This window comes from Streptomyces sp. NPDC058001 (assembly GCF_042886315.1).
Taxonomy (GTDB): Bacteria; Actinomycetota; Actinomycetes; order Streptomycetales; family Streptomycetaceae; genus Streptomyces.
On sequence record NZ_JBHVQT010000006.1, the window covers coordinates 444,846 to 463,794 of the forward strand.

Below are 18,949 nucleotides of genomic sequence, written 5' to 3' on the forward strand. Positions count from 1 at the left end.
CCGACATAGCGTGTCGCGCAAGTGCCCTACTGGTGAGGAGAGTTCATGCCGCGACCGTTCCGTTTCGGGGTCAACATGCTGGCCCCCGCTCCCGGTGACGCCTGGCGCGCGAAGTGCCGCAGGGCCGAGGAACTGGGCTACGACGTGATCCTCGCGCCCGACCATCTGGGGATGGCGGCGCCCTTCCCCGCGCTGATCGCGGCGGCCGACGCGACGACACGACCGCGCGTCGGCACCTTCGTCCTCAACGCGGGCTTCTGGAACCCGACCCTGCTGGCCCGCGAGGTGGCGACCGCCGACGCCCTGACGGGTGGCCGCCTGGAGCTGGGCCTCGGCACCGGATACGTCCCGGCGGAGCACGACACGGCCGGTCTGCCGTTCGGCTCGCCCGGGGAGCGGGTCGACCAGCTACGGCGCACCGTCGAGCAGGTCGGGCGGCTGCTCGGCTCCTCCGACCACCAGCCGCAGCCGGTTCAGCCGCGGGTGCCCCTGCTGATCGGCGGCAACGGCGACCGGATGCTGCGGCTCACCGCCGAGCACGCCGACATCGCCGCCTTCAGCGGAGGCCGTACGGTACCGGGCGACACGGCCGGGACGCCGACCCCGCTGACCGCCGAGGAACTGGACGAGCGGGTCGCGACCTACCGCCGCTACGCCGCCGACGCGCGTCCCGAGCCCGCCGAGCTGAACCTGCTCGTCCAGCTCGTCGTGATCACCGACGATCCGGGAGCCGCCCTGAGCGACTGGCCGGCGCTCATGCCGCAGTTCACCGAGGACCAGATCGTCGGGCTGCCGATCGTCCTGGTCGGAACGGCCGACGAGATCGTCCGCAAGGTCAGCGCCCAGCGGGAACGGTACGGCTTCTCGTACGTGACCGTGATGGAGCACTCGATGGAGGCGTTCGGGCAGGTCATCGCGGAGCTGCGGGCGTCCGACTGAGTTCGCGGGCGTCCTTCATGTGCCGGGTGTCGCGCAGGGGGACGGGCTGCCGGTGTTGCCGGGGGTCGGCGTGGGCTCGCCCGACGGGTCCGCGGGCGGTGACGCGCTGTCCGTGGGGCAGGGCGTGGTGCCGGGGTCCGACGTGGGCGGGTCGGTCGGCGGGTCCGTCGGGGGCGTCCCGGGGTCCGTGGGCTGCTGGCTGTCGGTCGGGGACGGTGACGGTGACGGGCTGCCGGTCGGGCTGTCCGTGGGGTCGGGTGTGGGATGCGGTGTCGGACTCGGCGTGGGGCTCCGCGTCGGGTCGGGGCCGATGACGATGCCGCCGCCCTTGCCGTCGTCACCGCCACCGCCACCGCCTCCGCCGACGGGGCGGGTGGCCGGGGTCTTGCCGCCCGCGCCGGGACTGTCCGGGATCACGCCCTTGCCGTCCGGCACGGTGTGCACGCCTTCGCGGTAGAACTCCAGCCAGTACAGGATCAGTTGGAGGTACTCGCGGGAGTAGTTGTAGCTGAGGACGGCCCGTTCGAGATCGGCCGGGCGCCTCAGATCACGGCCGCCCGCGCACAGGTAGTGGCCCGCCGCGAGCGCCGCGTCAAAGATGTTGTTGGGGTTCGCGCGGCCGTCGCCGTTGCCGTCGGCGCCCCAGCGCCGCCAGGTCGACGGCAGGAACTGCATCGGCCCGACAGCCCGGTCGTACACCGTGTCGCCGTCCCAGGCACCCTTGTCGGTGTCGCGGATCAGGGCGAAGCCGTTCCCGTTCAGGGGCGGTCCGGTGATCCGGCCCAGGGTGTCGCCGCGCGCGTCCACCGCTCCGCCGCGCGCCTGCCCGGACTCGACCTTGCCGATCGCCGCGAGCAACTGCCACGGCAGCCGGCAGCCCGGGTCGGTGCCCGCCACGGACGCCTCCGCCCTGCGGTAGGCGGCGAGCACGGTGGCCGGAATGCCCGACTCGGCCCGTACCCGTGCGGGCGTGTACGTCTGCGGTGGGGCGTTCACGGTCTTCAGGGGCGGCAGTTCGGTGTGGTACGAGTCGTCGCCCTGGGAGTCGACCTCGGGCAGCGGTCCATCGGCCGACACGGGCTGTTCGTCGTGCCGGTCGGCCGTCATCTCCTGGACGACACCGGACGCCTGCGACGCCGTGAGCAGGGCCATCGCGGCGGCGGCCACGGCGGTGCCGCGCGCGCCACGGCGCAGACGGGGGCGTAGGCGGGGGCGTCGGAAACGCGGGAACTGCGGGGACACGGTGGGCCCTTTCGTCAGGTCAGCTGCCGAAGGTGTCGATGCCGGAGATCAGCCAGTGGCCGTCCTTTCGGAGCAGGTCGACGGCGAACATCGCGCCCGCGTAGGTGGGTTCCTGGGCCTTGGCGGATGTGCCGGTGCTGCTCTGGTCGGCGAAGACGAGCACCCGGGCGCGGTCGCCGTCGATACGCTCCACGGCGCTGTCCGTCACCGTGGTCGTGATCACCGCCTTCTGCTTCTTCGCCTGGGCGATCACCCCGGAGACGAGGGTGCGGTGCTGCTCGACCGCCTTGCCGGTGAGATAGGTGGCGGCGGCCTTCTCGGAGGTGCCCGGGTTGGCGTAGTCGTACGAGAAGACACCACCGACGGCCCGGCTCACCTGACCCTTGATCTCGCTGGTACGGGCCGGGTCGGTGAGCGCGGTGTTGCGCAGCGCGGGCCGGTCACGCAGCGCGCTCACCTCGGCGCGGGCCCATCCGGCGAAGGCGCCGAGGAGGAGGGTGAGGAGGCAGAGACCGGCGAGCAGGGCGACGTGACGCCGACCCGTCCGGGGGGCGGGCTTGGGCTTCGGGACGGACGTTGTCGCCTTGGGTACGGATTTGGGAGTCGCCTTGGGTAGCGACTTGAGGGTCGGCCTGGGTACCGACTTGGGGGTCGGCTTGGTTTCGGCGGGCGGGGCCGCGGTGGTCAACGCCGTTCCCCCGGCGTCCCGTTCGCCCCGGGTCGAGTTCGCCTCCAGGCGGCGCCGGCGGTTGATGTGATGGCGGGTCGTCGACATGTCCGTACCTCCTCAGTCCGTCGCCGTGTCGCCGACCGGCGCCTGGCCGAGGGCGCTGAGCTTCCAGTGGCCCTTCGTCCGGGTCAGTTCACCGAGCATGCGGCTGTCCTTCTCCGTGGCCTTCGCGTCCGACGCCCGTACCGTGACGCGCAGCGCGACCAACACACGTGCCCGGCCCGCCCGTTGGTCCAGCTCCGTCAGCGCCCCGGACAGCACCTTCGCCGTGCTGACCGTCTTCGCCTCCGCGACCTGCACGGCGAACTCCTCGCGTCCCTTGGCAAGTTGGCTGTGCAGCTCGCCCGTCGTGGACGACTCCCACAGATCGAGCCCGCGGTCCAGTTGGCGGTGGTCGAGCGTGTTGAGGTTCTGTACGGCCTGCTCCCCCGCCTCCAGGGCCGCGTCGCGGGCCGCCGCGTAGTCCGCCGACTCGTCGTGGGCCGCGCCGTACCAGGACCAGCCGGCCCAGGCCGCGACACCGCCCGCGACCAGGGCCAGGGCCAGGGCCGCGGCGAGCAGCGGCCGGCGCAGCAGCACCGCCGTGCGGATGGACCGTGTCATGCGCTGGTTCCCTTCAACGGGCCCTGATGTCAACGGGCCTTGATGTCGACGATCTGCCACACGCCGTCGCGCAGGCTGGCCGTGACGGAGAGCTGGGCGGCGGATGTCGTGGGCTTCTTGTCGCCCCGGTGCGCGGTCTGGTCGAGGAAGACGAGCAGGTGGGCGCTGTTTCCGTCGAGGCTGACGGTGCCCACGCGTACGGCCTGGGTGGTGAGCGTGACGCGCTGCTCGGCGACGTTCTCCCTGACCTGTGCGAAGAGTTCGGTGTACTGACGGGCGGCGCGGCCGGAGAGCAGTTCGCCGGCCGAGCGCTCGGTGGCGGCGGTTCCGCCCGGTGTGTACGAGAAGACCTTGGCGAGGGCGTTGCTCACATCACCGTTGACGCGGGTGGTCGCCTCGACATCGGTGAGGGCGTGGTTCTCGGTGGCGGGTGTGTTCCTCAACTGGTGTGCCTGGTACATGAGTAGGCCGCCGGTGAGGGCGAGCAGCACGGCTCCGGTAGCCAGTCCGATCAGCCACCACCGGCCACCTGAGCGCTCGGCGCTCTGCCCGTCCTCACCGTCCGCCCCCTCACCGTCCGCCTCATCGACGCCGTCCGCGTCCACCTCACCGACCGGGTCCGCCTCCGTGTCCGAGTCCGGCGGCGGCGGCACAGCAGCCGTCTCCCCCGCTTCGGCGTCCACATACGTCACATCCGACGTCACGTCCGTCACGTCCGTCGTCCCGTCCTCGGCCCGCACGACAGACCCGCCCCCCTCCCGTGTCATCCGCGCACCTCGTCCGGCTCGGTCACGGGCACGGCGTTGAGTGCCTTGATCTTCCAACTGCCGTCCGAGGCACGGGCGAGTACCGCCTCCAGACGTTTACGGTCCGTGGAAGGGGCCTTCGCGCCCTTCGACGTGATGTCGATCCGTACCGTGGCGATGACCTTGGCCGTGCCCGCCCGGTCGTCGAGCGCGGTGACCGCCGCGTCGGTGACCACGCCCCGCGAGGAAGGGCCTGTGGTGGGATCGACGCGTTCGATCTCGGTGCGCAGCGCGCCCGTGGTGACCGTCGTCCACTTCCGAGCCCCGGCCTCGGCCCGCTCCAGGGTCGTGGCGTCAAGGGTGGACAGCGTGGCGATGCCCGCCCGGCCGTCGGCGAGCGCCGCGTCCCTGGCCCGCCCGTAGGCGAGCGCGTCGTCGCCGCGTGCCTGTGCGTACGACCAGCCGCCAGCCCCGCACAGCGCGACGGCCACGGCGAGCCCCACACCGACGGCGAGCTTCCTCGGGTCCACCGTGAGGGCCCTCATCCGCCGCTCCCGGACTCGCCGGAGGTGAGCCCGAGCAGCCCTGCCATGCCGTCCTCGGGGGACCCGCCGCCCGTCTCGTCCAGGGACGGCAGGGAGAGTGCCCCCGGCTTGGCGGGTTCGGGTACGGCGCCGCCCTTGGGCACGTTGGCGGAGCCACGGACATTGATGCCGCTGGACGGCGGTGACGAACAGCGGGCGCCGGTGTTGAGCGGGGGTGCGGTGCCGAGTTCGACGCCGGTGCGATAGCGCGTGCCGCCGTAACCCTTCGTGCAGGGAAGGGGTTTGAAGAAGGTGACCGTCATGCCGAAGTTGACCTTCTTTCCGTCTACGGCGGTGGCCCCGGCGGCGACGGTCGCGGGAAGCTTCACCAGCAGTTCCTCGGTGCCGCGCTGACGGGTGACGGCGACCTCGGAGGTGGTGAGGAGGTTCGCGAGGACGACACCGAGGCTGGGGTCGAGATCGCGCAGCAGCCCGCTGATCTGGGTGGCCGCGTCCGGCGCCACCGTCACCAGCTCGCGCAGGTCGGCGTCCGAACCCTTCAGCGTCGCCGCCAGTTCCTTGGCGCCCGAGGCGAAGTCCTTGATGGCCTGGCCCTCTTCGGCCTGGGTGCGCAGCACGATCTCGCCGTCCGCCATCAGCTTGGTGGTGTACGGCAGCGCCCGGTCGGCGGCCTGGATGAAGTCGGAGCCGTTGTCCATGAGGATCTGGAGGTCCTCGCCGTGTCCCTCGAACGCCTTGCCGAACTCGTCCACGACCGTGCGCAGGGAGTCCAGGGGCACGGAGGTGGTGAGGTCGTCGATGCTGGTCAGCACGTCGGTGACGGGGCTCGGCACGGTCGCCGACGTCACGTCGATACGGGAGCCGTCGGCGAGGTAGGGGCCGTCGGAGCGGCTCGGACGGAGGTCGATGTACTGCTCGCCGACCGCCGACAGGCTCGCCACGACGGCCTTGGCGTCGTCGGGGATACGGGGCGCCGACTTCTTGATGCGCAGTTCGGCGACGACTCCGTCCGAGGTGAGGCCGATGGGCCCGACCCGGCCGACGGACACCCCGCGAAAGGTCACGTCGGAGTGCGTGAACAGGCCACCGGTGCGAGGGAGTTGGACCTTGACGGTGTAGTAGTCGGCGGCCCCGACATAGCGGCCGAGATCCGCGTACCGGATGCCGACATAGCCGAGGACGAGGACGGCGATGATCAGGAACGCGAGGTTCTTGAGCCGGACGGCGAGCGTGATCACCGGACCCCACCTCCGCTCGGTGTCGAAAGGGACGGCAGCGGAAGCAGGGACTCGGCCGCCGATTTCGCCGACGATTTCGCCGACGACTTGGCCTGCGGCGACGGTGAGGCCGTGGGCGACGGCGACCCGTTCGGTGTCAGCGGCGGGATCAGTTCCGTCCCCGGCACGGCCGCCATATGCAGATATGTGTTGAGGTAGTCGCCCTTGATGCCCTTCAACACCTCGTCCGTGAAGGGGTACGTCAGGAGCACCTGGAGCGAGTCGGGCAGGTCCTTGCCGGAGTCGGCGAGCGCCTTGAGTGTCGGTGCGATGGCCTTGAGGTCGGCGACCATGTCCTCCTTGCTGGCGTCGATGGTGTCGATGGCGACCCCGCCGAGCCGGTCCAGGGCACGCAACATGGTGAGCAGCGAACCTCGCTGTTTCTCCAGGGTCTTGAGGCCGGGCGAGAGTTCGGTCAGCACGGTTCCCACGTCCTGTTTGCGGGTCGCGAGCGTCGTGGAGAGCCGGTTGACGGAGTCGAGCGCGTCGGTGATGTCGCCCCGGTGGTCGTCCAGATCGGTGACCAGTGTGTTGACCCGGCGCAGTGTGGACCGCACCTGCGTCTCGCGGCCCCCGATGGCGGAGTTGAGTTCGGTGGTGATGGTCTTGAGCTGGTTGACGCCACCGCCGTTGAGGAGCAGGGACAGCGCGCCGAACACCTCCTCGACCTCCGTGTTGCGGTTGGTGCGCGACAGCGGGATCCGGTCGCCGCCGCGCAGGGTGCCGGTCCCGTTCTTCGGCGGGACGAGCTGGATGTACTTCTCGCCGAGGAGGCTGGACTGTTCGAGGCGGGCGCCGGTGTCGGCGGGCAGGTCGACATCGCCGTTGATGCGCAGGGTCACTCGGGCCGTCCAGTCGTCCGGGCCGAGGTCGATGGCGGTGACACGGCCCACCGCCACGTCGTTGACCTTGACCGAGGACTGCGGGACCAGGCTCAGTACGTCCTTGATCTCGGCGGTGACGGTGTACGGATGGGAGCCGAGGTCGGCGCCGCCGGGCAGCGGCAGGTCCTCGATACCGCCGAACGACGGCGTCGGCACGGTGAACACACCGATTACCAGGCAGAATCCGACCACGATGGGCAGTGCGCAGCCGAGCCCGGCCCCGGCGACGGCCTTGCGCCGTGAGGCCATCAGCGCTCACTCCCCACGGCGGGCAGCGGGAGCAGCGGCCCGCCCATGCTCAGCTCGTTGAGATCGGCGCGGCCGTCGAGGGTACGGGTGTCCGGGTTGTAGGCGCCCACGACATTCCCCGCGGCGTTCGGCACCGTGTCCATGGCCTCGGCCAGTGAGGCACGCTGGTCGACCAGGGCCTGGGTGATCGGCACCAGCCGGTCGACGTTCTTCTTCAGCTCGCCCCGGTTGTCCTTGATGAACTTCTTCACCTTGGCGAGCGCCTTGCCCAGCTCCTTCAGGGCGCCGGCGAGGTCGTCCTTGTTGTCGGCGAAGAACCCGGTGACCTCGTCCAGGCGTTCCTGCGCGGTGCGCACGTCGCCGTCCTTCTCCTTCAACATCGTGGTGAACGTCTGGAGTTGGGAGAGCGTGGTGAACAGGTCGTCGCTGCTGCCGTTCAACGTCTTGGCGGCCTTGCCGAACTGTTCGATGCTGTCGCCCATCGCGGCGCCGTTGCCCTGAAGGTTCTTCGCCCCGGTGTCGAGCAGATCGGAGAGCGCGCCCTCGGCGTTGGCGCCGTTCGGGCCCAGCGCCTTGCCGAGTTCGGTGATGGAGTCGTAGAGCTGGTCGACCTCGACGGGGGTGCGGTTGCGGGACGCGGGCAGTTCGGCGCCGTCACGCAGCGCGGGCCCCGAGGTGTAGGCGGGGGTGAGCTGCACATAGCGGTCGGCGACGATACTGGGGGCGACGGCGACGGCCCGCGCGCCCACCGGCACCTTCACCCCCTCGTCCAGGTCGAGCCGGACCCGTACCCGCGTCCCCTCCGGCTCCACGGAGCGCACCGAGCCGACCCGGACCCCGAGGATCCGCAGATCGGACCCGGCGTAGATACCGACGGCACGGTCGAAGTACGCGGTGATACGGGTGCCCGTGAAGGAGGTGGCCCGTACGGCGACGATCCCGGCGGCGACCAGCACGCCCAGCGCGAGCGCGCAGGCCACGAGCTTGCGGAGCGGTGTCATCCCTGCCCGCCTCCCTTCACGTCGTAGGTGCCGTTCTGCGGCGGCCTGCAACTGTCCTTGGGCAGCGACGACTCGGGCAGATAGGTGCGCGGGACGACCCCGCACAAATAGCTGTCGAACCAGCGGCCGTTGCCGAGGGTGTTGCCGATGAGCCGGTAGTAGGGGCCGATGAGGGCGAGGGTCCGGTCGAGCTTCCCCTTGTTCTTCTCCAGGACGTCGGTGACCCGGCCGAGTGCCTGGAGGGTGGGGCGGAGTTCCTTCTCGTTGTCGTCCACGAGGCCGTCGAGCTGTTCGCCGAGTGCCTGGCTGCCGGACAGCAGGGTCTTGATCGCGGAGCGCCGCTTCTTCAGCTCGCCGAGCAGCGAACCGCCGTCGTCTATGAGCGTCTCGAAGCTGGACTTCTTGTCCTTCAGCGTCTTCGTCAACTTCTTGCTGCCGGACAGCAGTTGGGCGAGTTCGGCGTCGCGCTTCGAGACGGTCTTCGACAGGGCGGACAGCCCCTTGACGGCGGCCCGCACATCGGGCGGCGAGTCCTTGAAGGTCGTGGAGATCGTCTCGAAGCTCTTCGCGAGCTGCTGGGTGTCGATCTCGTCGATGGTGCCGCTGAGGTCCTGGAACGCCTGGGTGACGTCGTACGGCGAGGTGGTGCGGGAGACGGGGATCCTGCTGCCCGGGTCCTGCTTCGCGGAGCCGACGGGGTCGAGCGCCACGTACTTCTCGCCGAGCAGGGTCTTGATGGCGATGGCGGCGGTCGTCCGGTCGCCGATCCAGGTGCCCTTGTCCTTGATCTCGAAGGTGACCTTGACCTTGGCTCCGTCGAGGCTGACGCCGGTGACCTCGCCGACCTTGACTCCGGCGATGCGGACCTCGTCGCCGCCGCCGAGGCCGGCCGCCTCGCTGAAGTCGGCCGTGTAGGTGGTGCCGCCGCCGATGACGGGCAGGCTGCTCGCGTTGAACGCGGCGAGTGCCACCAGGGCGATCGCGACGAGTCCGACGACGGCCACGGCGACCGGGTTGCGTTCCTGGATCGGTCTGATGCGGGGGCGCCCCATGTCACTGACACCTCGCTTCGGTGACGGTGATGCCGGTGGGTGGCTTGGATCCGTCGGACATGGACACTCCGCTGACCTTCGCCTCGCAGAGGTAGAGGTTGAACCAGGACCCGTACGACGCCAGACGGGACAGTGCGGTCAGCTTGAGGGGTGTCTTGTCGAGGAAGTTCTCGATCTGCGGGATGCCCTTGCCGAGAGAGGTGGACAGTCGCCCGAGCTGGCGGATGTCCTCCTTGAGGGGTGCGCGGGCGTCCTGGAGGAGTCCCGCGGTCACCGTCGTCAGATCGCCCATCGCGGCGACGGCCTCGCCGAGCGGCTCGCGGTCGTCGTTGAAGCCGGAGACCAGGTCCTGGAGGGTGACGACGAGGTCGTCGAACTGGGCCTCGCGGTCGTTGATGGTGGTCAGTACGTCGGTGAGGTTGCCGACGACCTGCCCGATGACCTTGTCCTTGGCGGCGACCGTCGACGACAGGGAGCCGACATGCTCGATGAGGCTGTCGACGGTGCCGCCCTCGCCCTGGAGGACCTTGACGATGGACCCGGCGAGGTCGTTGACGTCCTTCGGGGAGAGGCCCTCGAACAGCGGCTTGAATCCGTTGAAGAGGAGCGTGAGGTCGAGTGCGGGGGTGGTGCGGGTGAGCGGGATCGTGTCGCCGGCGGCGAGATCGCCGCTCGCCGTGCCGGTGCCGCGTTCGAGGGCGACGTACCGCTGGCCGACCATGTTGAGGTACTTCACGGCGGCGGTGGTGGTGCGCGGCAGGACCCGGTCGTCATCGACGGTGAAGGTGACCTGCGCGGTGCGGTGGTCGACCACGCGGACATCGGTGACCTCACCGACCTTGACCCCGGAGATCCGTACCCCGTCACCGTCGATGAGGCCGGTGGCGTCGGTGAACAGGGCCCGATAGGTCGAAGTCGCCGTGCCCACACCCGTGTTCGCGATGGAGAGACCGAGCACGGTGGTCGCCAGAGCGGTGACCAGGACGAAGATCAGGGACTTCACGACCGGCCCGGCGAGACTACGGCGGCGGATGTGGCTGCCGGATGTGGCGGTGTCGGACGTGTCGGTGTCGGACGTGTCGGTGTCGGACGTGTCGGTGTCGGACGTGTCGGCTCCCGGGATGTCGGGGCCCGGGGTGTGTGTGCTCACTTCAGCTTCACCTCCGTCCCTCGGTAGACGGGTCCGGCGAGCAGGCTCGACCAGTCGGGCAGGTCGGCGGGCCGCTTCTTGGCGGACGGGGCGAGGAGTTCATTGACGAGGTCGTTCTCCTGCGGCGAGTTCGCGGGACCGAGGTCCTGCTCGGTGGCGGCCGACGGAGTGAGCGGCGCGGTCGCGGCGGCGCCGAGGTAGGGCACCGGATAGCAGCGCGGGCCGCCGGTGGAGTCGTAGCTCGGGGTGTCGCGGCCCGCGACGTAGTTCCCGCGCGAGGGCACGGTGGTGACGTCCACATGCAGGCCCGGCTGGTCGGTGCCCTTGCCCAGTGCCCGGTCCATCCGGGGCACCAACTCCGCGAGGGTGCGCAGGGTGCACGGGAACTCCGGCGCGTACTCGGCGAGGAGTTCGAGGGTGGGCCGTGAGGTGGCCGACAGGCGGATGATGTTGTCCTGGTTGGCGCGCAGGAAGGCGTCGAGATCCTCGGCGGTCCTGGTGGTGGCCCCATAGGTGGCGGCCAGATCGCTCTCCTTCTCGGCGATGGTGCCGCTGGTGGTGGTGAAGTCCCGCAGCGCGTCGAGGATGCCGGGAGCGGCGTCGGCGTACACGTGTGACACCTTCACGAGCTGCTTCAAGTCCTCGTTGAGGGTGGGTAGTTGGGGGTTGAACTTGCGCAGATGGGCGTCGAGTGTGGTGAGTGTGTCGCCGAGCTGGTCGCCGCGTCCCTCCAGTGCCTGCGAGACGGCGGACAGGGTCGCGGACAGCTTCTGCGGCTGTACGGCGGTCAGCATCGGCAGCACGTCGTCCAGGACCTGCTGGAGTTCGATGGCGTTGGCCGAGCGGTCCTGCGGGACGGTCGCCCCGGCGGGCAGCGTCCGCGCGCTCGGGCTCTGCGGGGCGACGAGGGCGATGTAGCGCTCGCCGAAGAGTGTGGTCGGCAGCATCTGCGCGCTGACGTCGTCGGGCACATGCTCCAGGGCGCCCGGCTTGAGGGCGAGAGTGAGGCGGGCGCCCGTCGCGGTGGCGTCGATCTCGCGGACCTCGCCGAGCACCACACCCCGCATCTTCACCTCCGCGCCCAGGTGCATCTCGTTGCCGACACTGCCGGTCTCCACGACGACCTCGTCCGATGCGGTGAAGTCCTTGTTGTAGACGGCGACGGCGAGCCAGATGAGGAGCGCGGGGACGAGCAGGAAGACGACGCCGGCGAACCTTCTGCGCACGGTGGCGGCCCGGGTCATGTCAGCCCGCCACCTTCACGGTCGTGGTGGCGCCCCAGAGGGCCAGCGAGAGGAAGAAGTCGGTGACGCTGATGAGGACGATCGCGTTGCGTACGGACCGCCCCACGGCGACGCCGACACCTGCGGGCCCACCGGTCGCCCGGTATCCGTAGTAGCAGTGGGCGACGATCACCATGACGCTGAAGATGAGCACCTTCAGGACCGACAGGACGACGTCGGTGGGTGACAGGAACAGGTTGAAGTAGTGGTCGTACGTGCCTTGCGACTGGCCGTTGAAGACGACGGTCACCAGGCGTGAGGCGACGAAGGAGGACAGCAGCCCGATCGCGTAGAGCGGGATGATCGCGACGACACCGGCGATGATGCGGGTGGTGACGAGGTACGGCATGGACCGCACGCCCATCCCTTCCAGCGCGTCGACCTCCTCGTTGATACGCATCGCGCCGAGCTGGGCGGTGAACCCGGCGCCGACGGTCGCGGAGAGCGCGAGACCGGCGACGAGCGGCGCGATCTCACGGGTGTTGAAGTACGCCGAGACGAAGCCGGTGAAGGCGGCGGTGCCGATCTGGTCCAGGGCCGCGTACCCCTGGAGGCCCACGACGGTGCCGGTGGCGGCGGTCATGGCGATCATCACGCCGATGGTGCCGCCGATGACACCGAGCCCGCCGGATCCGAAGGCGACTTCGGCGAGCAGCCGCTGCACCTCCTTCATATAGCGGCGCAGGGTGCGCGGGATCCAGGCCAACGCCCTGATGTAGAAGAGGAGTTGGTCCCCGCAGCGGTCGAGCCAGGCGAGCGGCGCGGCGAGCGCCGTGGTGAGGGGGGAGGCCATGGCGGGTCAGCCTCCCTTCGGCGGAACGATCTGGAGGTAAATGCCCGTCATCACCATGTTCACGAAGAACAGCAGGATGAAGGTGATGACGACGGACTGGTTGACGGCGTCGCCGACGCCCTTGGGGCCGCCACGCGGGTTGAGCCCGCGATAGGCGGCGACGATGCCGGCGATGAACCCGAAGATGAGCGCCTTGAGTTCACTGATGTACAGGTCGGGCAGCTGGGCGAGCGCGGAGAATGAGGAGAGGTAAGCGCCCGGTGTTCCGCCCTGGAGGATGACGTTGAAGAAGTAGCCGCCGAGGGTGCCGACGACGGAGACCATGCCGTTGAGGAGCAGCGCCACGGACATGGTGGCGAGTACACGCGGTACGACGAGCCGCTGCACGGGCGAGACACCCATCACGGTCATCGCGTCCAGCTCTTCGCGGATCTTGCGTGAGCCGAGGTCGGCACAGATCGCCGAGCCGCCGGCGCCCGCGATGAGCAGGGCGACGATGAGTGGGCTCGCCTGCTGGATGACGGCGAGGACGCTGGCGCCGCCGGTGAACGATTGGGCGCCCAACTGCTGTGTCAGTGACCCGACTTGGAGCGCGATGACGGCACCGAAGGGGATGGAGACAAGCGCGGCCGGAAGGATGGTGACGCTGGCGATGAACCAGAACTGCTCGATGAACTCACGGAACTGAAAGGGCCGACGGAAGATCGCACGGCTCACCTCGATGGCGAGGGCGAAGAGACGGCCGGTCTGGCGCAGGGCGCCGAGCCCGGGGACCGGCGTGCCCCCGGAGCCGGCGGCTCGGCGGTGTTTTGCCGGAGCGTCCTGGGGTGACCGGGGTGGCTCGCTGGGCCCGTCGTGGTTCGGCTCGCCCTTCGGGGAAGCCGGATGCTGTTCGTCCACGCTCACGAGACGCCCCCGGCGCCGGCGCGGCGGGGCAGGACGGCCGTGGGTTCGAGAGCCTCGGTGTACGTCGCCTCGATCGCGGCACGGGCGGAGGGCGGCAGGGTGTCGAGCAGACCGAGGACGCGTTCGCGGCGCCGAGCGACGGCCCTGCGGGGCGGCAGTCCCGGCGAGGGTTCGAGCTGCGGCACGATGGCGCGCGGCGAAATCGGTTCGCTGCCCGCCGAGTTGGCGGCTTCGGCGGCGAGCGTCGCGGCGTCCTTCTCCTCGGACATACCGATCGGCCCGGCCTTGCTGGCGGTCAGGAACTGCGCCACGACGGGTTCCCGGCTGGTCAGCAGGACCTCGCGCGGCCCGAAGGCGACGAGGTTGCGCCGGAACAGCATCCCCATGTTGTCGGGAACGGTCGCGGCGATGTCGAGGTTGTGCGTGACGATCAGCATGGTCGCGTCGATCTGCGTGTTCAGGTCGATGAGCAACTGCGAGATGTACGCGGTGCGTACGGGGTCCAGTCCGGAGTCCGGCTCGTCGCAGAGGATGATCTGCGGATCGAGCACCAGGGCACGGGCGAGCCCGGCGCGCTTGCGCATACCGCCGCTGATCTCGCCGGGCAACTTCCCTTCCGCGCCCAGGAGTCCGACCACCTCGATGCGCTCCATGACGATGCGCCGGATCTCGGACTCCTTCTTCCGGGTGTGCTCGCGCAGCGGGAAGGCGATGTTGTCGAAGAGGGACATCGACCCGAACAGGGCGCCGTCCTGGAACATCAGCCCGAACAGCTTCCGGGTCTCCATGACGTCACGCTCGGGGCTGTTGACCATGTCGACGCCGTTGATGAGGACGCGGCCCCGCTCGGGCTTCAGCAGCCCGATGAGGGACTTGAGGAACACGGTCTTCCCGGTTCCGGAAGGGCCGAGCATGACGCTCACCTCACCGGCGGGCAGGGTGAGGGTGACGTCCTGCCAGATGTTCTGCTTGCCGAAGGACTTGGTCAGGCCCTCGACCCTTACTTCGATTCCCATCTCACCTCCAGCAAGTCGAGCGGGTCCAGCGGGAACGCAGGCGCGCGGTGGGGGCCGATGTGCACCGAGAGGCGCACGTTAGGTTGGCCGGTGCCGTCCGGACAAGCAGTCGGAACGGTAATTCCGCAGCTCCTTCGGTCATTTGTCACCGGCTGATGAACTCGCCCGGATTTTTTGTCGCCGAATGAGCAGTCCCGGCGGACGAGCAGGGTGGGACCTCGTTTCTCCGGGGATTGGGTGGACGAGGCCCCACCCGAGGGGATCTCGGCCCGGAAGGAGGATCGGGTCGGCGGTTTCCCCATAAGAACTCCAGGTCGACAGGGGGGCGTCGACAAAGAGTCGAGCGGCCACACCCGGGACGTTACGGCCGGGTAACCTACGGCCGCAATACCGGGTTCCGAACTTTCCGCACGGTGGATTCCTGTCACCGGTTTGTTGGCATCGGCTGAGTGCGGCGAGGGAGTTATTTATCGGTGGGTGATGAATTCACCGCCGACGCGGGACCGATGTTTGCCGCGTACTACCTCACCGCCGAGTGCCAGTACTCCGCGAGCAGCCGACCCTCGTTCGGCACCGCGGTGTCCGGTGAGGTGAAGGCGGCGACATAGGTGGACGCGCCGTTCAGGACCACGTTGTTGTTGCCGGCGGCGGACGGGAGGCCCGACTTCAGGTTGACGGCCCAGTCGAGGATGCCGAGCAGGCCACAGCCGTTGGCACCGGGCACCGCGTACGTCGAGTCGCCCTGGTTGGCGCCCAGCGCGCTCAGCCGGTTGAGTACACCCGTGGTGTTCGGGGTGCCGTCACCGTCGAACCGCTCGGTCTTCACCGAGGGCGCGGTCGCGTTCTGCGGGCGCAGCACGATGGGCTGGGAGGCCGAGCCGATGTAGCACTTGTCGCCGAGGAACGGGTTGTCCAGCTTGATGCGCACCGGCAGCGAGATGATCGGCTGCCCCTTCATCACACCGGCGAGCAGCTTGAAGTCGGTGGGTGTGTTCACCGATTCGACGGTGGCGGTCACCCGGTTCAGGCTGTTGTCGGTGAGCTGCTTGCAGATCGCCGTGACCACCGGGATGTCGCTGGGGCACATCAGTCCCAGCAGCCCGCCCGGGAGTTGGGCCGGGTCCGCGACGAGGGCGCCGCCGGGCGGCGAGACCACGGTGGAGGTTCCGTTGGCGTGCGTGATCACCCCTGCCTGGAGGTCCGTCCTGCCCGTCGGCACCTCGGAGCTGCCCAGCTTGATGGAGCCGCTGGCGGAGCTGGAGGCGATACAGATCGCGGTGTCGACCTGGCCGTCGGCCGCGAGCATGGCGGGCGCGTCCACGGGGCAGCGCGTGAACGGGCCCCAGGAACCGTTCAGTTGCGTGGCCGCGGACGACGGGGCCACGGACACCAGCGTGGCGAGGGCCGTCACCACGGCGACGGTGCCCGCACGGGCCAGGATCGGAACGCGTCTGATGGAGCGCATGTCGGTGTTCCCCTCACAGTCGGAAGTTCACGGTCGGGAGTTCACGGTCTGGAGTCGTCGGCCAGGGACGTTACTGACGGGAAACACCTGGCGGCAATGGGCTAGTTGACGACATTTCCACGGAGCGGGAATTTATCGCCGGATGAGTAACTTCCCGGTTCGCTCAGTCATTCGGTGAGCATTCCGTGTCCCGCTGGGAGAACTGCTCACAGGCCGACAAGAACCGCCCCTCATTTCACTAGGCCGATGCCAGGAACGCGGCAGTCCGCTCATGCCGTTCGTGATTCTCCTGCGTTCCCATTGCGGCGCGAGGTTACTTGCTCGTAACGTCCTTCGGCAGGCGACGGACAAGGCCGCAGCCCCACCTCTGCGACGTCCGCGTGGAACGAGCCGCACTTCCCGCCCGGACAGTGAACCGGGCGGAATTCCCACTCACGTACGCGACACATCCCTGGAGGGATACATCGTGCGCAGTATCGCCAGAAAGACCGTGATCGCCACCGCCGCGCTCGCCGCTGCACTCGGCCTGTCCGTCACCTCGGCCTCGGCCGGCGCACAGGCCACCTTCACCATCACTCCCGGCGGCGCGTTCACAGCGAACGCCGTCAACCCGACCCTGACCGTGCCGGCCGCCCAGCTGACGTGTAACTCCTCGCAGGCCAAGGGCACCCTCAAGTCCGGATCGAACCCCGGCACGGGCATCGGGGACATCACCTCCATCAGCTTCACGGCCTGCAACGTGGCGGGCATCGACTTCACTGTCACCCCCGACAGCGCCTCGTACCCCTGGAAGATCAACCTCGACACCATGACCGGTACGGACCGCGCCAACGGCACCATCACCGGCATCCGTGCGACGATCACCGGCTTCTCCTGTGTCGCCACCTTCTCCGGCAGCGTGAACGGCTCGTACCAGAACAGCAACCGCACCCTGCACGTCACCGGTGGCGGCACCCTGGCCGCGGAGTCCAACGCCAACTGCCTCGGCCTGATCAACCCGGGCGACAAGGCGAACTTCGTCGGTGACTACGTGCTGACGGCGAACCAGAACATCTCCTCGCCGTGACCCGGTAACCCCGGGCCACGCCCGCGGCCCGCCACCGAGCCACCGCTCGGCGGCGGGCCCGACGGCGTTCCCCGCCAGGACCGGCCGACCGGAGCAGCCGACCCGGCCGACCGACAGCACCGGCACCAGCACCAGCACCAGCACCAGCACCAGCACCAGCCGCACCCGTACGGGCCCGACGAGAGAGGGCAGATGAACGTGAAACGAGAGGCCGTCACCGGCACCCGCACCGGAGCCGTCCGTACCTGGCGGATGGCGTCGGTCGCCTCGGTCGCGCTCGTCGCCGGCCTGCTGTCGGGCCCGGGTTCCCGCGCGGAGGAGGCTCCGGCGCCGGTCGTGATCGCCTATGCGTGCGTGCTGCCCCCGGCAGCGTCACCGGAGCCGTCGGCTTCCGACGCGGGCACGGACTCCGGCGCGGGGACCGGCTCCGGTACGGGGACCGCGTCCGGCGCGGGGGCGGCTGCCGGCGCCGAGAAGCTGCGTATCACTGTCGAGATCGCCACCTCACTGCCCTCGGCGGCCACGGTGGGCAAGCCGATCCAGCCCGGACCCGTGCGGGTCGAGGCGAGGCTGCCGTACGCCGAGCTGGCCCCGAGGTTCCCCACGGGCACGACCGGCCTGTCCGGCGATGCGACGCTCGGTGTCCAGGTCCGGCAGAACGACGACACGGCCGATGCCACCTGGTCCCGGCTCACGGCGCAGACGGAGACTCCGGCGGCCGAAGCGGAACTGCGGCTCGGACACAGCGGCGAGGTACCGACGATCACGGTCGGCTCCCCCGGCGACATCGAACTGACCGCCGGGGGGCTCACCCTGACGGTCACACCCACGGTCGACGGCGCCCCGGCGGACGGCTCCGCCACCACCCTGACCTGCGGAACGTCCGACCCCGATGCGGCGGGGTTCGCGCGGGTCGGCGTCCCGGGCGACGGGTCGCCGAGCGCTCCGGGCTCCTCCGCGTCCGGCGCTGCGCCCGGGGACGGGGGCGCGGGGCGCGACGGGATCAGCGTGGCCCCCGGCGAGGACGGCCCGCGCGGCGCGGAGACCTGCCCGCCCGAGGTGCCGAAGGGCGACCTGGACCTGAGCCAGCTCCCGCCGCCCCGGCCGGGAACGGTCCTGAACCCTCCGTTCGTGCTGCCGGGTGTGCCCGTGTGTGCCTACGCGGTGGGCCTCGGCACCGTACGCAAGCTGAACGGTTCGATGATCATCAATGATCCCGAGCGGGAACCGGCCCTCATGAACGTACGGGCGAACATGCAGTCGACAACCCGTAGGGAGGGTCCGTTCTACGTCCGCTTCGACTCGCTCGGCGCCCTCCAACTGCCGGACTCCCGCTCCACGTTCCTGGGCTTCGGATTCACCCCGGTGACCGCCGCGGTGGAGTTCGAGACGACGCCCATCACGATCTCCACGGGAACGATCGACGTCTTTCCGAACGCCGAGCCCTTCGCGGTGGTGACCTTCCTCCAGTCACTGCGCCTCCACGACGTGAAGGTGAACGGCACCCCACTGGACGTCGGCCCGAACTGCCGTACGGCGAAGCCGTTCCGAGTGACGCTGCGGGGTGACTTCACCTCGACGACGGGCCGTTACATCAATGTCCTCATCGGCGGTCTGCTGACCGGCACCGTGGACATCCCCGCGTTCACCGGCTGCGGCACGAACGGCGAGGACGTGAGTCCCCTGTTCACCGCGTCGATCAGCGGACCCGGCAACCTCATCACGATGAATCAAGCCACCGTGTGCTCCCCCGGAGGCGTCGGCATGCCCGGATGCCCGCCCGCCATACCTCCCCTTCCCGGGAGCAAGACGCCCTGACGACAACCGCTTTCCGGTCATCCCGGAACCAAGTGGTGTACATCACAAGGGAGTTGTTCTAGCTTCAGGAGTTCCCCAAGGTACGCACCTGACGGCCACGGAACCGCCACGAACGCACACCGCGCAGGGCCCCTCGCGCAGGCAGACCGGCGGTGCCGCAGACCGCCCCCACCGGGCGCCCTGA

18 protein-coding genes are annotated in these 18,949 nt (G+C 69.6%); 3 read left to right on the top strand and 15 right to left on the bottom strand.

Going from position 1 to position 18,949, the window contains the following annotated elements:
- The first annotated feature begins 45 nt into the window (after window positions 1–45).
- Window positions 46–939 (top strand): LLM class F420-dependent oxidoreductase, encoded by an 894-nt coding sequence (locus ACFVT5_RS17585; protein ID WP_389887803.1) that lies wholly within the window; start codon window positions 46–48, stop codon window positions 937–939.
- Window positions 940–954: 15 nt separating this feature from the next.
- On the opposite strand, the gene ACFVT5_RS17590 is transcribed toward ACFVT5_RS17585, so the two are convergent.
- The 15 genes from ACFVT5_RS17590 to ACFVT5_RS17660 all read right to left on the bottom strand — a co-directional run bounded on the left by ACFVT5_RS17590 (window position 955) and on the right by ACFVT5_RS17660 (window position 15,881).
- On the bottom strand, window positions 955–2,181 hold the full coding sequence (locus ACFVT5_RS17590; RefSeq protein WP_389887806.1) for a lytic transglycosylase domain-containing protein: 1,227 nt from the start codon (window positions 2,179–2,181) through the stop codon (window positions 955–957).
- A 19-nt stretch (window positions 2,182–2,200) separates the two neighbouring features.
- Window positions 2,201–2,956 carry a hypothetical protein gene (locus ACFVT5_RS17595; RefSeq protein ID WP_389887808.1) on the bottom strand — a complete coding sequence of 252 codons (756 nt, stop codon included), beginning with the start codon at window positions 2,954–2,956 and terminating at the stop codon, window positions 2,201–2,203.
- Window positions 2,957–2,968: 12 nt separating this feature from the next.
- Window positions 2,969–3,514 (bottom strand): hypothetical protein, encoded by a 546-nt coding sequence (locus ACFVT5_RS17600; RefSeq protein WP_389887811.1) that lies wholly within the window; start codon window positions 3,512–3,514, stop codon window positions 2,969–2,971.
- 29 nt (window positions 3,515–3,543) lie between these two features.
- Entirely contained in the window at window positions 3,544–4,281 is a 738-nt protein-coding gene (locus ACFVT5_RS17605; RefSeq protein ID WP_389887814.1) for a hypothetical protein, read from the bottom strand.
- Window positions 4,278–4,805 carry a hypothetical protein gene (locus ACFVT5_RS17610; RefSeq protein WP_389887817.1) on the bottom strand — a complete coding sequence of 176 codons (528 nt, stop codon included), beginning with the start codon at window positions 4,803–4,805 and terminating at the stop codon, window positions 4,278–4,280. Before ACFVT5_RS17610 ends, ACFVT5_RS17605 begins: the two co-directional genes overlap by 4 nt.
- Complete coding sequence (locus ACFVT5_RS17615; RefSeq protein WP_389887820.1) at window positions 4,802–6,043, bottom strand: MlaD family protein; 1,242 nt, start codon at window positions 6,041–6,043, stop codon at window positions 4,802–4,804. The genes ACFVT5_RS17610 and ACFVT5_RS17615 overlap by 4 nt, the downstream gene beginning before the upstream one ends.
- Window positions 6,040–7,215, bottom strand: a complete 1,176-nt coding sequence (locus tag ACFVT5_RS17620) for an MCE family protein (RefSeq protein ID WP_389887823.1) — start codon at window positions 7,213–7,215, stop codon at window positions 6,040–6,042. The genes ACFVT5_RS17615 and ACFVT5_RS17620 overlap by 4 nt, the downstream gene beginning before the upstream one ends.
- The gene (locus ACFVT5_RS17625) at window positions 7,215–8,216 is read right to left on the bottom strand and encodes an MCE family protein (protein ID WP_389887825.1); all 1,002 of its coding nucleotides are present in this window, start codon (window positions 8,214–8,216) and stop codon (window positions 7,215–7,217) included. Before ACFVT5_RS17625 ends, ACFVT5_RS17620 begins: the two co-directional genes overlap by 1 nt.
- The gene (locus tag ACFVT5_RS17630) at window positions 8,213–9,268 is read right to left on the bottom strand and encodes an MCE family protein (RefSeq protein ID WP_389887828.1); all 1,056 of its coding nucleotides are present in this window, start codon (window positions 9,266–9,268) and stop codon (window positions 8,213–8,215) included. The genes ACFVT5_RS17625 and ACFVT5_RS17630 overlap by 4 nt, the downstream gene beginning before the upstream one ends.
- Window position 9,269: 1 nt before the next feature.
- Complete coding sequence (locus ACFVT5_RS17635; RefSeq protein WP_389888200.1) at window positions 9,270–10,301, bottom strand: MCE family protein; 1,032 nt, start codon at window positions 10,299–10,301, stop codon at window positions 9,270–9,272.
- A 113-nt stretch (window positions 10,302–10,414) separates the two neighbouring features.
- On the bottom strand, window positions 10,415–11,662 hold the full coding sequence (locus ACFVT5_RS17640; protein WP_389887831.1) for an MCE family protein: 1,248 nt from the start codon (window positions 11,660–11,662) through the stop codon (window positions 10,415–10,417).
- Window position 11,663: 1 nt separating this feature from the next.
- Complete coding sequence (locus ACFVT5_RS17645; RefSeq protein WP_389887834.1) at window positions 11,664–12,494, bottom strand: MlaE family ABC transporter permease; 831 nt, start codon at window positions 12,492–12,494, stop codon at window positions 11,664–11,666.
- Between the two features lie 6 nt (window positions 12,495–12,500).
- Window positions 12,501–13,250 (bottom strand): MlaE family ABC transporter permease, encoded by a 750-nt coding sequence (locus tag ACFVT5_RS17650; RefSeq protein ID WP_389888203.1) that lies wholly within the window; start codon window positions 13,248–13,250, stop codon window positions 12,501–12,503.
- Window positions 13,251–13,396: 146 nt separating this feature from the next.
- Window positions 13,397–14,416 carry an ABC transporter ATP-binding protein gene (locus ACFVT5_RS17655; protein WP_389887836.1) on the bottom strand — a complete coding sequence of 340 codons (1,020 nt, stop codon included), beginning with the start codon at window positions 14,414–14,416 and terminating at the stop codon, window positions 13,397–13,399.
- Between the two features lie 520 nt (window positions 14,417–14,936).
- On the bottom strand, window positions 14,937–15,881 hold the full coding sequence (locus ACFVT5_RS17660) for a hypothetical protein (RefSeq protein WP_389887839.1): 945 nt from the start codon (window positions 15,879–15,881) through the stop codon (window positions 14,937–14,939).
- Window positions 15,882–16,347: 466 nt separating this feature from the next.
- Here ACFVT5_RS17660 and ACFVT5_RS17665 point away from each other — a divergent pair, with 466 nt between their 5' ends.
- Window positions 16,348–16,947 (top strand): hypothetical protein, encoded by a 600-nt coding sequence (locus tag ACFVT5_RS17665; protein WP_389887841.1) that lies wholly within the window; start codon window positions 16,348–16,350, stop codon window positions 16,945–16,947.
- 192 nt (window positions 16,948–17,139) lie between these two features.
- A complete protein-coding gene (locus tag ACFVT5_RS17670) occupies window positions 17,140–18,765 on the top strand; it encodes a DUF6801 domain-containing protein (protein WP_389887844.1) in 1,626 nt (541 codons plus the stop codon).
- Window positions 18,766–18,949: the final 184 nt, after the last annotated feature.